Origin of the sequence: Chryseobacterium sp. KMC2, from assembly GCF_016756935.1 — a bacterium.
Lineage (GTDB): Bacteria > Bacteroidota > Bacteroidia > Flavobacteriales > Weeksellaceae > Chryseobacterium > Chryseobacterium rhizosphaerae.
In genome coordinates, this window is the sequence record NZ_JAESIT010000016.1 from 12,599 (window position 1) to 27,443 (window position 14,845).

The window sequence follows — 14,845 nt, forward strand, 5'->3', positions numbered from 1 at the left end:
ATATAGATACAACGAATCATCTACATCATAACGTTACTATCCGAAACAATAGTACTTACATTTGTGTTTACATTAATTTTCTTATCAGTTTCTTCTGCCCCGCAAAAAATAACAGATAAAAAATCTTTTTTTTCACTGGCAAAGATAAAAGATAATTCTTACCAAAACGACTATAGTTCAATATATCTTGAATTTTTATATGTCTTTTTTTCATGAAAACATCCAGTTGTTCAGCCATTTCATAAAACACTTCATCTTTTTTAACGAATGCCAGATACGCCAGAAATGAATAAACCCCTTCAAAAATCTGAAAATTTTTCAGCTCTTTTCTTTTATGGGTGTATTGGGATTCATTAAAGATATTTTCAACATCTGCTACTGCTTTCAGCATATCAAGTCCTTTTTCAGTATGGGTCTTTGTAATGGAGTCTGTACGCTCAAGGTACTGATAATGGTAATTCTGAGTTTGAGCAATTTTTTTGCATTCTAGCAAAAGCTGTGGAATAAGTTGAATATCTTCAAAGTGTACCCCTTTCTTAAATCTTTTCTGATGAAAGAGTTCTTTTTTAAACAATTTGTTACAGGCAAAATAGCTGATATCTGAAAAAACAGAAAAGTTTTTTTCAAGGTCTATCTCCTCAGGCATATGAGGTATTTGGGTCAGCTTCTGGGTAATTTCTCCATTCTGATCTACTTTTTGGATATTGCAGATCACCATTTTAGCCTGATGCTTTTCTGCCAGAAGAAGCATTTCTTCAAACATTGTTTCTGTAACATAGTCATCGCTGTCCACAAACCCAATATAATCACCTGTTGCCCTGTCAATTCCAAAGTTACGGGCATCACTTAGGCCACCATTTTCTTTAGTGAAAGCTTTGATTTTTTCAGGATATTTTTGAGAATATTCATTAATGATATCTTCAGAACGGTCCTTACTGCCGTCATTCACCACAAGAATTTCAATGTTTTGAAAACTCTGATTAACCAAAGAGTCGAGGCATTTTGTCAAATAATTTTCGACATTATACACAGGAACAATGATGGAAACTTTTGAAAGAGTATTTATCATACATTAAATTTTCGTCAGCCTTGCATTCAGCCAGCCTTTTTTGGCATCATCAAAATCTTTTCGGGAACACGGAATACAGTTTTCTATATTCTCATCCTCACCAAAATACCATAAATTACTGAAAGTATCCCGTTTGAAAGCATACTGCCTGTCATCAACTAACACATAGAATATTTCATGATGTCTTTCTTTCGGATGTGATCTCTGAATATTAATACCTTCAGTCAGGTACCAGAGCATTTGAGCTAGTAACTGGTGATTCAGTTGATTTTCAGAATAGATATTATAATTAAAGATTCCTACAGATTTCAGATTTTCACTCAGCCCTATTTCTTTCATATAGGCACAAATTTCTCTTCTATTCAACCCGTTCACCTGAGGATTCATAGAAAAAGGCTCACTGAAACTTTCAATAGCATCGCAATTTACAGTTACAAGATCTGCTCTTCGGAAGAAAGGCTCTGTCTTTTCAGTAGAGTTCATCATTTCAGCCAAACGGATAATATCAAATTCTACTTCCTTAATCAGCCGAACAGAATCTATTTCATTTAAATGTTTCTGATATCCTAAATGGTGGTAATTTTTAATAGAAAAATTTTTTGCTCCAAAAATTTTGCTTAAAAACGTATACTCATTAATTTCTTCTCCCTGCTTAAGGGAAATCATATTACTGATCTGAGTAAAATTGAGACTTTTCTGATGAAAATTTAATGCAGAAAATAAAGAAAAGGCAAAGTCGTTGGAACCTCCTATAATGACAGGAATCGCTCTTTTATAATGACAGGCCGACAAAACTTCCTGTAAAATGTAATGGGTGTCCTGAACAGATTTTCCTGAAACCAAATCTCCAAGATCTACAATAGGAATTTCAAAATCAAGCTGAGAAAGTTTGTAAAACTCCTTTCTTACTGCTGTAAAATCCTGTACCTCTGCTTCACCGCCTGCTCCTCTGTAATCTGATACAAATAAAAGTACAATACTGTCCTCTTTTATATCTTTTGTAATTCGACTTCCAATCTGCCAGGTTTCTGCTTTGAAATTTCTTGGTGAAATGATAAAGTCTTCAAAATCCATATTAATTCAAAAAATTTGATAAGGTGATAATTTACTAATTGCTTTATCTAACAAACATACAAAAAAACCATAGCAACTCCTCACCTCTTTAGTGCTTTTATTCATAAAAAAAGCCGTTAACACTATTTGTTAACGGCTTTGTATTATTATTTTAATATTACTTCTTTTTAGCAGCTGGCTTTTTAGCTGTTGCTGTTTTCTTTACAGCGGCAGTTTTTTTGGCAGCAGGTTTTTTCTTTTCTGCAAAGGCATTTTTATCCTGAGCGGTAATCCATTTTTTCACCTCGTCCAGAGAAATATCCTTCAATTCTTCAGCATCATATTTTGTATCATCGTTTTTCTTTGGAATTTTAAACATTGCTTTTCCAAATTTGATGAAAGGCCCCCATCTTCCGTTTTCAAGAGATATTTTTTCTTTTTCCCACTGCTGGATATAACGGTTCGCTTCTTTTTCCAGCTTAGCATCAATCAGTTCATTGATATCGCTTTGAGAAAGGTTGTCAAAATTATATTTCTTCGGAACATTGATGAAGATATCTTTGTATTTGATAAACGGACCGAATCTTCCTGCTCCTTTGGTCACCGGTTCCCCTTTGTAAGTGGCAATCGGCGCATCGGCTTTTTTCTTTTCGTTGATAATTTCCTCTGCACGGCTCTGACTCACAGATAAAGGATCTTCACCTTTAGGGATACTGATGAAAGTATCGCCCCATTTTACATAAGGTCCAAATCTTCCTACCCCTACAGAAACAGCATGCCCTTCAAATTCATTTAAGTCAAAAGGCAATTTGAACAATTCTATAGCTTCTTCAAAAGTAATCGTGGCTATATTTTGGCCGGTCATCAATGAAGCAAAGATTGGTTTTTCTTCATCGTCAGTTTCTCCAATCTGGATCATCGCTCCAAATCTTCCAATTCTGGCGTGAACATTTTTACCTGTTTTAGGATCTACTCCCAATAATCTGTCTCCAGTTGCACGGTCAGCATTTTCTTCTACATCTTCAATTCTTGGGTGGAATTTTGAATAGAAATTGGTCATCATTTCTTTCCACTTTTGATCACCACTTGCAATTTCATCAAAACTCTCTTCTACCCTTGCCGTGAAACCATAATCTAAGATTTCTTTAAAATTATCGGTCAGGAAGTCATTAACAACTTCTCCAATATCTGTAGGAATGAATTTATTTTTATCACCACCAAATTTCTCGTCAAGAACTACTTTTTTGATTTTATCTTTTACCAAAGACATTTTAATCACTTCACGGGTCTGTGGTTCAATCTCACGCTTGTCTACATATTCTCTATTTTGAATCGTCTGAATAGTAGGAGCATAGGTAGAAGGTCTCCCAATCCCTAATTCTTCAAGTTTTCTTACCAAACCGGCTTCCGTATATCTTGCACTCGGTCTTGTAAACTTTTCTGTGGCAGTAATACTTTTATAGCTTAGTATTTCACCTACCTTTACTTTTGGCAATAACTTTTCGTTGTTCTCATCATCTTCATCTTCCGTCTTTACAATACCATAAGCTTTCAGGAAACCATCAAAAATAATAACTTCTCCCTGTGCTTCAAAATGATGTGGTAAAGATGCATTTCCGATTTCAATTACCGTTTTTTCAATTTTAGCATTAGACATCTGAGAAGCCAACGTTCTTCTGTAAATCAACTGATATAGCTTACTCAACTGTGCATCACCTATACTTTTCACTCCAAAGTCCGTAGGACGGATCGCTTCGTGAGCTTCCTGTGCTGATGCTGATTTTGTAGTATAATTTCTTGGAGAAGAATATTCTGCTCCGTATTCTGATATGATTTGCTTTTTAGCTCCTTCAATAGCTTCCTGAGAAAGGTTTACCGAGTCAGTTCTCATATAGGTAATGTATCCCTCTTCGTATAACCTCTGTGCCAGACGCATGGTATTGGTCACATTATATCCTAATCTTGACGAAGCTTCCTGCTGTAATGTAGAAGTGGTAAACGGAGCAGATGCAGAGCGTGTACCAGGTTTTGTTTCCACATTCAGTACTTTGAACTCTGTAGTTTTTGCCTGCTCAAGGAACTTTTCTGCATCTTGTTCTTTTTCGAAATCTTTTTTCAGCTTAGCGGCAATTTCCTGTTCTGTATTATTCAGGAAGATCCCGTCTAGCTTAAAGCTTGCTTTTGGAACAAACTCTCGGATTTCTTTTTCTCTTTCAACAATTAATCTTACCGCTACAGACTGAACTCTTCCTGCGGATAATCCCGGCTTTACCTTCTTCCATAAAACAGGAGACATTTCAAAACCTACAATTCTATCCAGTACTCTTCTTGCCTGCTGAGCATTCACCAGGTTTTGGTCAATATCTCTGGGGTTGTCAATTGCTTTTAGAATGGCATTTTTAGTAATCTCATGGAAAACAATTCTTTTTCTGTTTTCAGGCTTCAGCTTTAGCTCATCTGCTAAGTGCCAGGCAATAGCTTCTCCTTCGCGGTCTTCATCGGAAGCCAGCCAAACCATTTCGGCCTTCTTTACTGCAGCTTTTAATTCTGTCACCAATTTCTTTTTATCTGCAGAAACTTCGTAATCGGGACTGAATGTGGCAAGATCTATTCCCATACCTTTTTTAGGTAAGTCCCGGATATGACCGAAACTGGATTTCACTTCAAAATCCTTTCCTAAATATTTCTGAATAGTTTTTGCTTTTGCCGGGGACTCGACGATTACTAAATTTTTCGACATTCTAAAAATTTTTTGCAAAAGTAAAGCTTTTTTATTATATACTTTTTGTTCTATTCGTTTAATTTGACAATTAGATTTCTTAAGCGCGCATGATGACAAACCCCTTCAGACTAATCAAGTCCTTTATATTGTATGTTTTAGCATGTTACCAACTTATCAATCTTAAGGGATATAGAATTTTTCATCAACTGTTATAGACACAGAATATATGTATTCTCCCAAAAAAGCAGAATAAACCTATTTATTCTGCTTTTTTGGGCTCTATTACTACAGATTTACCTTTTTATAATTTTCACAACAGCTTCACAATTATTTATTCTTATTAAATATCCTCCCGGAACTAAAGAGGAAAGATCTGTTTGTTTATTTTCAAATGTTCCCGATTTCACAAGTCTTCCGGAAACATCAAATACTTCATAGGTGTAGTCCTTATTTTCCGATTCTTTAAGGTAAAGAATATCTTTAAAAGGATTGGGAAACACTGAAATATGCCTGGTTTCCGTTTTAAGCTCTATAGTACTGAACCCCACGGAACTTCCTATACCATTCCTCAGCGCAGTGATTACAAATTTGGAAGCAGGTCCTTCTTCTTTTCCAAGAGCATTATATTTAATTCTTACACACCGGCAGCCCATTCCAAAATATGGATCATTATTATCATGAAAGGCTATCAGGCGATTGGCAGCAGAAGCCGCATCAAATAATACATTAACAGCTCTTCCCAGATAATTTGAAGCCAGTGCATCCGTCCATATTCCTGCATACTGAAAATTCACCACATTAAAAGTTCCTTGTGGAGACTGATTACCTACAACATTTCTGAATGCCCGGGAACCTGAGTCAGGATAATTTCCAATGCTATACGTATTATCTAAAAACTGATACCCGATTGTAGAAGTGGTAGATGGATTTCTCACACGAATTCCCTTATAGTCGGTCACAATACTATAGGAGGTCGCTATATTTTTATCCTTTTTATACCATGGAGTCTGTCCAAAATCCTGTCCGGAAACCAGCGCTACACTGGTAAGATCCGGAATTCTCCATCCTTCAGGACATGGATCGAAAGGAGATTTCCCTCCACCTCTTCCCCATCTTTCCGGAGCAAGATTGGGCTCATTAGCAACCCAGTCTGTTCCATTGGTATAGTTGGGCGACGAACTGTTAAATGGTGAAAAGGTACTTGGTATCATAAAAGCCAAAGGGTTCTGCACTGAATAAGATATTATTTTATTCACTTTATCAATCGGTTTATCTATTCCCTGAATACCCGAAGCGGGAGCATATGTATCATAAGGAACTATATATCCTGCCGAAAGGTTATTATAGGTTGCAGCTGAAAGTGTAGTATATGAAATGCTGCCATTATCATGAACCTTCCCTAAAAATACATTGAAAGAAGCTCGGTTATCCGCATATTGAAATGTGGGAATAGGATCTTTCCTTCCCCATTGGTAATGCAATCCTGTAGATGCTCTTATCTCTGAAAGCTCAGCAGCAGTAGGAGTTAACGGATTTTCAACATTGGGAAAAGCAGACAAAGCACCTATATTCCGGTCCAGAAATTCAGTCATCAGTACGATATCTGCTTTGTTTACATAATTTACATAATTCACTGCTTCTTTGACCGGCAGCTCTGTTGTATATGCGTAAGAAACCACAGGAGTATTCGTAATCCAGATATGCCAGCTCCAGTATACAGGGTTTGTAATGCTTCCGTTATGCAGTGTTATAACTGCATTTCCACTTTGGTTAGGCCGTATCTCTACTGATATGCGTGAAAATCTGATATCCTGAAGTGTAGACGGAGATGGATTGACTATGGAAACACTGCTAATGAGGTTGACATTGGTAGTCCAGAGAACATTGGCTTTCAGATTATTGAAGCTTGAGGAAATCAATATATTGGGATTATTCAGCACCTGACTTTGCACCGAGAAAGCTTTACTGACAGGAATTTCCACGGTATAGGGCTGTGTACTTTTTGTAGCCAGATAGGTATTAGGATTATTGATTCCTTCCTTGTAATCTGGCACTGCAGCAGGTATATATTCCGTTGGAAAATCATAATCATTGACCTTATACAGCGGGTCTTTTATACATCGGCATCCATTGGCATCTGAAGTATACATTCCGGACATGGGCATATAAAAATATCTTCCCCGGATATTGGGATAACCCGGATCCGGTACATCAGGTTGCCCTTTATCCGGAATCATCGTTAAGCCCCTGACACTAACTGAAGGAGAAGTATCAAAATGTCTGGTCATAGTAGCCGTCCATAATGCAGTATGATGCTGATCACTATATTGTCCTAAATGAGCATTCCTGATGAGTTGCCCGGTCCCCGGAAATACTCCCATATCATAGCCGTTAACACTTGAGAGATCAAATCCCCAGTTCGGGTAGATCTTAAAACCGGTCATAAACACCGGAACACCTGCGTCTGTCGGTTTTATAATGTGGTATTTATTAGCTTCGAAAGCATTTTTCCCTATATTGGTTTTAACTCCAAAAGGGGAAAAATCTACTCTGATATCATCTATATAAGAGGAAGATCCAAGATTGGCAACAAGCATAGACGGAATACGCCAGCCATTCGGACAGGGGTCATATGGGGATTTATCTCTATATGGCTTGGCACTGCTGTCATTATTATAGCCTTCCGCAATTTTCCCTTGTGAATTATCAGACCAAAGATTAAGTTCCGAGAGCCTGTTATCAGGTAAATCGGAAGTTCGACCAAACCAATTTACAGGAAGATTGACGTTATTATTGTAATAGGCCTGTCCGGAATTATCATTTTTATTAATATAGATCAGGCTCAAAGGATTTTTTACAGAAAGCCTGATATTATCTGTCACCTCTGCTGCAGAAAGCAGTACTACTTTCGTGAGGTCATCAATACTTAGCGCATTGGTGAAATTTTTTGCAGCTCTATGTCTTACCCGCCCTATAGATCCTGATGCTTCATAGAAATCATTCCCTCTTGTTACCAGGGGCGGAATAGGGTCTTTTCTTCCCCATTGATAAAGCAATCCATTGCTTCTGTTCCAATCCGATGCAGTAATAGAACTGGTAAGAGCTCCCAGGTTTCTATCCATCCATTTCCACTCAAAATCAGGAATAAGCTCAACACTACCGTCCGATCTTAACCTTTGAAGGTTCTCAAAACTTTTATAAGATGAGCCATTGGAAGGATCATCGGTAACCCATACATGCCAGCTCCAGTAGATTTCTCCATTTACCCTGAAAGCAATAACTGCATTTCCTTTTTTAGTCTTATTAACGGGAACTTTTATTTTCGCATCCTGCCCTGATCCCGAAATTTCTAAAGCATAGGCCGCTCCTGATTTAATCAAACCATGCACATCTTCCCAAAGCACATCTGCTGTCACCGTCCCTCCAGGAATTCCGTTTCCTTTAATATAAGAATCACCTTCCCACATAGCATAAGCTTTTCTTACAGGAATAAACAAACCGTCACTACTTTGAGCAGGATCAAAATAATAGCTGTTAGGTGCCTTTTTCCAGTCAGGAATAACAATCAAACCAGGATTATTCTGAGGCTTATTCAACGAATCCAACTCCCTCGCAGTCAAAACGTTTACGCTATATCCAATTGAAGAAAGATCCTTCATGGACATTATGTTACCTTTAAAACAGAGACCAATCGACACTAAGCAAAAAATTGCTACTAATTTTTTTACTAAACGTTTCATATTCTGGTTTTGTGTGTACTACAGAAATACAATTTTTAAGCCTACATCAAAAAAAATAGATTTAATTTAAAAATAAGCATACCATATTTTAATTAAAATAAAAATAATTAAAAATAAATCAATTACCACTAAAAACTCACTATTCCTATATAATGAGATATTATTATAGTGCAAAAAAGACAACTCTTCGTGAGCTGTCTTTTTTTTAAAATTTTTGAATATTTTCTAAGGAAGAATGTGGTTCTTATATAAATCTATGGAGAACCTTCCTGCTTTTATATTATTAAAGGATGCAAAAACAACAAAATTAAATACTACCAAAGCAATGATAAATGCATAGATCATATTTTTAACCCTGGCCGAGACCACATACATTGCATTAGGAATTATGATGTATGAAAACCCGATAAATGCTCCCGCAAGACGGGACGAGAATATAGGATTGTTCCTGAAAATAAAGTAGAAGCAGATTCCTACCACGGCATAATTCCGGTGGTATTCGTAATAAGGATACAGCTCTTTCATCTTGGTATCAAAAACAAAGAGGAAAAAGGTAAGAATTGCCATCATTGCTTCCGGAATACCAATACCCCCATTCAATCTTTGTACAGTCTCATCCATATATCCGTTAAACCCTTCTACCAATGTACTTTCTTCCGTCATTCCATTTAAAAAGTCTCCAAAGACCCTATAGATTTCAAAGGGCGACAGAAAGACGGAACCTATGATCATAATCAGCATAACGGTCTTGTTCAGAGGAACCCGGGCCAGCCAATACATGGGTAAAAACAGATAACATACACTATGAATTCCCGATCCTAAAAATATAAAGAACAGGTAATGCCATAGTTTTCTTTCTTTGATATAGCGTATTGCAAAATAGACGATAAAGGTACCCAGGTTTTGTCTTATCTGCCCACTTTCTCCGATGAAGAAGTTCGGAATAAACATAAAAAGGGTAAAGGTAAAGGGGTAAAAAGTATTGTCTTCTGTATATTCTATCTTAAAGCTTATTGCAAAAATGGCTATAACAAGGGTAACAATATAAAAAGGGGCATTAAATACATTAAGCAATATCTTATTAATCAATGTATAGAGCCATTCTACATCCAGGGTATCCGGCCCCTTCAAATGGAGCATCTTCATAAAGATACTGTAATAGCTTTTCGTATCGGAATAAATATAAATACCCCGATAACTACCATAATCCGGCCCTACACTATCACGAAGCCCGGCAATGATGATCAGATAGATACCCAGAAACCAAAACCATTTTTTATCTACTTTTTTACCATATACCTCCTGAACACTGAAGAACAGCATATATATAATTGCAATAATATAATATGGATGTAATAAACTCATACTAACTGAATCTCTGCTGTTTTTTTAAACTGGTGAAATGTTATGATAATCCCGGTCAGAATCAAAGGAAGAAAGAGTCTCACTTCCCAAAACAATCCGACTAAGGTAATCATAATAAGATAAGGCAGTGAAAAGAAAAGATATTTGCCAAATACAAACCTGTTTTCTCGAACGGTACAAAGCCTATATATAAAATAAAGAACGATGACTGCAAAAACCAATCCCGCCAGATTAAACGGACTTGAAAAGTTTCTGTCTATATAAAAACCTTCTACAAAGGTTGTTTCTTCTGTGGTAATAAATTTTCTTAATCCAAGATAGGGAACCAGAAAAGCAACAACCAATGGAATTATTATCCATACAAATTGGTAATTTTTTTCCTGAACGTCTTTCACATTAAAGAAAACCGCCGCAAAAAAAGCAATATTAAGACATGCCGTTTCCCTTACAAAGGTGGAAATAATGATCAGGACGATTAAACTTCCATAATACCCCTTTTGCTGTGTATGCAGATATTTCAACGTAAGAAAAACACCTGATAAGTAACAAAATAAGGCAATAGTATCACAATTTGTAGGTGCATATTGAGTGATAACAATGAAAAAAACTGAAAGTAAATGAATGACCCTTCTTTGATTAACATCAGAAAACAACGTTTTAAACTGAAGCATTTTATTAATAAGAACCGAACAGAGGATAAAGAAAAAACTGTTCATCAGAAAAAGGCCATGATAAAATGGTGTTCCATTCTTAGACAGAAAATCTTTAAAGAAGGAAAAAGGCCCATTGATCAGATAATACATCACATCCGTCATCTGTACACTGAGATAATTAGGAATCACCCTATAAGCATATACAGAGGAAAATAAAAATTCCGGAGTTTTTTCTGATGTTTTCAACCTTGTATAGGAAGATTCAAATCCATAATAAGACATGGCAAACAGCAGAAGCGGAAGTACTATCACAAATAGAAATCCGTTTATTTTTTCATCATTTTTTTCCAACATATCTAAAACAGATTCTTATTTTTTAATAATAATTGTGGTTTAAAATACATTTCATTAAAGGGGAACTTTTGCAAAAGTAGAATATTTTTTCATTCTGCCTAGAATATTTTATTGATTTTCAGACAAAACTTATCCCTCAATTATTTTGAACTAATACTTAAAAATTTAAATTTGCAGACTTGACTTTTAATTGTAATGCATCGTTTTTTCATATTTTTATATTATCTGATTTCTAAAAACAAAACTATTGCTGTATTGAGTGCATTAGGAATCGCGACTTTGTGTATTTTTTTCGCTTCAAAAATCAACTTTGAAGAAGACATCAATCAGATTATTCCTAAAAATGAAAAATCTGATCTTACCGCAAAAGTTCTTAAGCAACTTAACTTTTCAGATAAGATTATTGTTATTATAGAAAACAAATCCGGTGAAGACAGCTTTCAGCTTTCTGAAACAGCAGATACCTTTTTACAGAAAATTGAACCTTTACAAAAATACATTGGTTCGGTTCAGGGCAAAGTAAATGACAATGAAATTTCGGAAACATTTGATTTTGTCAATCAGAACCTTCCTCTGTTTCTGAATGAGAATGATTATAAGGAAATAGGACAAAAACTTCAGAAAGACAGTATTGCCCGGCAAGTGGAGAACAATTACGTATCATTGGTTTCTCCTACAAGTCTTGTTACCAAAGAATTTATCAAAAAAGATCCTTTGGGACTTACTTTTTTGGGGATCAAAAAACTGAATGCTTTAAACATCAGTAAAGATTTCAAACTTGAAGACAGCTATATCGTTACCAAAGATGGCAAGAACCTCTTACTGTTTATTGATCCCAGGAATAAAAGCAATGACACCAAAGGCAACGAAGCTTTTGTGAATCAACTCAATACAATAAGGGAAGATATTAATAAACAGTTCAAAGGCAAAACTGAAATCAGTTATTTCGGATCTCCGGTTATTGCTGTGGCCAATGCCCAGCAAATCAAAAAAGATATTCAGAATACGGTCATCATTTCAATGACGGTACTTCTGGTCCTGCTGATCTATTATTTCAGAAATGTTTTTACCCCTATTATTGTTTTTCTACCCACAGTATTTTCTGTGCTACTCGCTTTATTAATATTATATTTTATCAAGGATAAAATCTCAGCCATTTCATTAAGTGTAGGCGCTATTCTTATTGGTATTACCATTGATTATGCCCTGCATATCCTCACTCATTATAAACACAATAATAATATTGAAGAGCTATATAAGGAGATTACACAACCCATTATTCTTAGTAGTGCAACCACTGCCGTTTCTTTTTTATGTCTGGTTTTCGTGCGCTCTGAAGCATTAAAAGATTTGGGGCTTTTTGCTGCCATCACTGTTATTTTATCTTCCATCAGTGCATTGATCATCGTACCTCAGCTTTATAAGCCTAAAAAAACATCGGAAAAACACAATACAAATTTTATAGACCGAATTGGTTCATATCCGTATGAAAAAAACAAACCCTTGATTATTGGTTGCTCTTTAATTATTCTGGCCTGTTTATTTGGCTTCAGACATGTAGGCTTCAATGAAGATATCGGTGATTTGAATTATATCCCAAAAGAACTGAAAATAAGTGAAGCGAAACTTCAAAAGCTTTCTGATATCACTTCAAAGTCGATCTACACAATCTCATACGGAAACTCCGAAGAAGAAGCATTGGCCAGAAATTCAAAGTTGAATCAATTCCTTGAAAAAGAGAAGAAAGAAGGGAAAATTTTAAGCTACAATTCAATTGGTAACATTGTCCTTTCTGAAAAAGATCAACAAAAGAAATTGGCCGAATGGGAAGGTTTTTGGGATACTGATAAAAAGAACAACACCATTTCTGAACTGATCAGCAATGGAAACAAATTTGGATTCAACAGTTCGGCTTTTGATAATTTCAATGAGGTTTTACATAAAAAATATTCGGTTTTAACACTGAAAGACTATGAAAGTGTAAAAGCATTACAGATTTCAGAATTCTTAAGCAACGAAAACGGTTTTTACACCGTCTCAAATGTTGTAAAGGTTGACGAAAACAAAAGAGATGCTTTCATTAAAGATATTGAAAAGAAACATGATGCTCTCGCCATTGACCGTCAGCAAATGAACGAAAATTTCCTCGGTCTGTTAAAAAGGGACTTCAGTACTTTAATCAACTATTCTCTTTTAGCGATCGTTTTAACTATTATTGTTTTCTTCAGAAATTTTGAACTGACCATTCTTACCATGTTTCCTATTGTTTTAACTGGAATTGTTACTGCTGGAATCCTTTATTTCCTAGGTCTGGAACTCAATATATTCAGTACAGTGGTATGCACCCTGGTCTTCGGGGTAGGTGATGATTTTAGTATCTTCCTCACGCAGGCTATGCAAAAAGAGCATACTACAGGGAAAAATGAACTTCCAACTTACAGAACATCAATTATTCTGGCTGTGTTCACTACGATACTTTCTATTGGATCCCTGATTTTTGCCAAACATCCGGCATTACATTCTTTAGCATTGGTTGCTTTAATCGGGATGTTCTCTGTGATTATCATTACCTCCACATTATATCCGTTCTGGTTTAGGCTCTTAATTACCAACAGAACCAAAAAGGGACTTTCTCCAATTACATTCAGATTATTCCTTAATTCATTTTTATCATTTTTATATTATGGGTTGGGAGGACTGTTATTTTCAGCTTTCGGAAGTTTTTTCGTAAAAAATGCTAAGGGGAAAACCTTGGATATTATAAAACTGATCTTAGCCCGGTTTTTAACATCAGTACTTTATTCAAATCCTTTTGTCAGGAAAAAAGTCATCAGAAATACCTCTGAAGATTTCAGCAAACCGGCAGTGATCATTGCCAATCACACTTCTTTTTTAGATACCCTGGCTATTGCTATGGCTACTCACAAAATTATTTACCTGGTCAATGATTGGGTATATGAATCTCCTGTATTTGGAAAGCTGGTAAAAGCATTAGGCTTCTATCCCGTTTCCCAGGGTATTGAAAATGGAATGGAAAAACTGAAAGAAAAGGTTAATCAGGGGTATTCCCTTGTCGTTTTTCCTGAAGCAGAACGTTCTTATACCCATGATGTCAAAAGATTCCACAAAGGAGCCTTCTATCTTGCCGAGCAGTTTGGCTTAGATATCCTACCCCTTTATATTCACGGAAATTCTGAGGTACTACCGAAAGGAGATTTCATTATTTATGACGGAAGCATTACTGTAAAGGTAGGAAACAGAATCAGTAAAGACGATACAAGCTTCGGGACAAACTATTCTGAAAGAACAAAAAAGATCAATGCCTACTTCAGGAATGAATTTGCCAAGCTTAGAGAAGAGCTTGAAGATGAGAATTATTTTAAAAAGAAATTACTCCTAAGCTACTTATATAAAGACACCGATCTAGTACAAGAGGTAAAAAAAGATTTCAATACCTATAAATCTGTTTATTTTGAACTCAACAACCACATTTCTAAAGATGCCAACATTCTGCATATAGCAAATGATTTTGGGCAAAAAGATGCTTTACTGGTACTTTATCAGGCAAGCAGAAAAGTCTTCTCATTCATTAAAAACAAGGAAAAAAGAGAAGTTGCCGCCCAATCTTATCTGGTGAAAAACAGGAAGCTTCACTATATACAAGATCTTGCGGAAGTCAATAAAAATATAGATGTACTGCTTATTTCTGATGAAGGATTTTCACTGAATAACATCCAGGTCCTTCCGGAGATTATCATTTTTGTTAATATAAATAATACCTCATTTAAAAACGAAAATTATACATTAAAATTCAGCTCTGACTCATTAAAAGTATTTAAAGCTGAATAATAAATATGAAAAACATATTTTTGTAAACGTTAAAAAATAG

The 14,845-nt window shown here is 35.6% G+C and carries 7 protein-coding genes; 1 reads left to right on the plus strand and 6 read right to left on the minus strand.

Going from position 1 to position 14,845, the window contains the following annotated elements; all coding sequences use genetic code 11:
- Positions 1 to 67: 67 nt before the first annotated feature.
- The 6 genes from JML65_RS17415 to JML65_RS17440 form a co-directional block, all read right to left on the minus strand.
- Complete coding sequence (locus JML65_RS17415; RefSeq protein ID WP_202271566.1) at positions 68 to 1,069, minus strand: glycosyltransferase family 2 protein; 1,002 nt, start codon at positions 1,067 to 1,069, stop codon at positions 68 to 70.
- Positions 1,070 to 1,072: 3 nt separating this feature from the next.
- Positions 1,073 to 2,143 (minus strand): formimidoylglutamase, encoded by a 1,071-nt coding sequence (locus JML65_RS17420; RefSeq protein WP_084087131.1) that lies wholly within the window; start codon positions 2,141 to 2,143, stop codon positions 1,073 to 1,075.
- Between the two features lie 157 nt (positions 2,144 to 2,300).
- Complete coding sequence (gene topA, locus JML65_RS17425) at positions 2,301 to 4,862, minus strand: type I DNA topoisomerase (RefSeq protein WP_047492508.1); 2,562 nt, start codon at positions 4,860 to 4,862, stop codon at positions 2,301 to 2,303.
- Between the two features lie 275 nt (positions 4,863 to 5,137).
- Entirely contained in the window at positions 5,138 to 8,503 is a 3,366-nt protein-coding gene (locus tag JML65_RS17430) for a T9SS type A sorting domain-containing protein (protein WP_202271567.1), read from the minus strand.
- A 306-nt stretch (positions 8,504 to 8,809) separates the two neighbouring features.
- Positions 8,810 to 9,949, minus strand: a complete 1,140-nt coding sequence (locus JML65_RS17435) for an EpsG family protein (protein ID WP_237390924.1) — start codon at positions 9,947 to 9,949, stop codon at positions 8,810 to 8,812.
- A complete protein-coding gene (locus tag JML65_RS17440) occupies positions 9,946 to 10,956 on the minus strand; it encodes a hypothetical protein (RefSeq protein WP_202271568.1) in 1,011 nt (336 codons plus the stop codon). Before JML65_RS17440 ends, JML65_RS17435 begins: the two co-directional genes overlap by 4 nt.
- Before the next feature lie 195 nt (positions 10,957 to 11,151).
- On the opposite strand from JML65_RS17440, the gene JML65_RS17445 reads away from it, so the two are divergent.
- Positions 11,152 to 14,805, plus strand: coding sequence for an MMPL family transporter (locus JML65_RS17445; protein WP_202271569.1), 3,654 nt, complete (start codon positions 11,152 to 11,154; stop codon positions 14,803 to 14,805).
- The last annotated feature ends 40 nt before the right edge of the window (positions 14,806 to 14,845 follow it).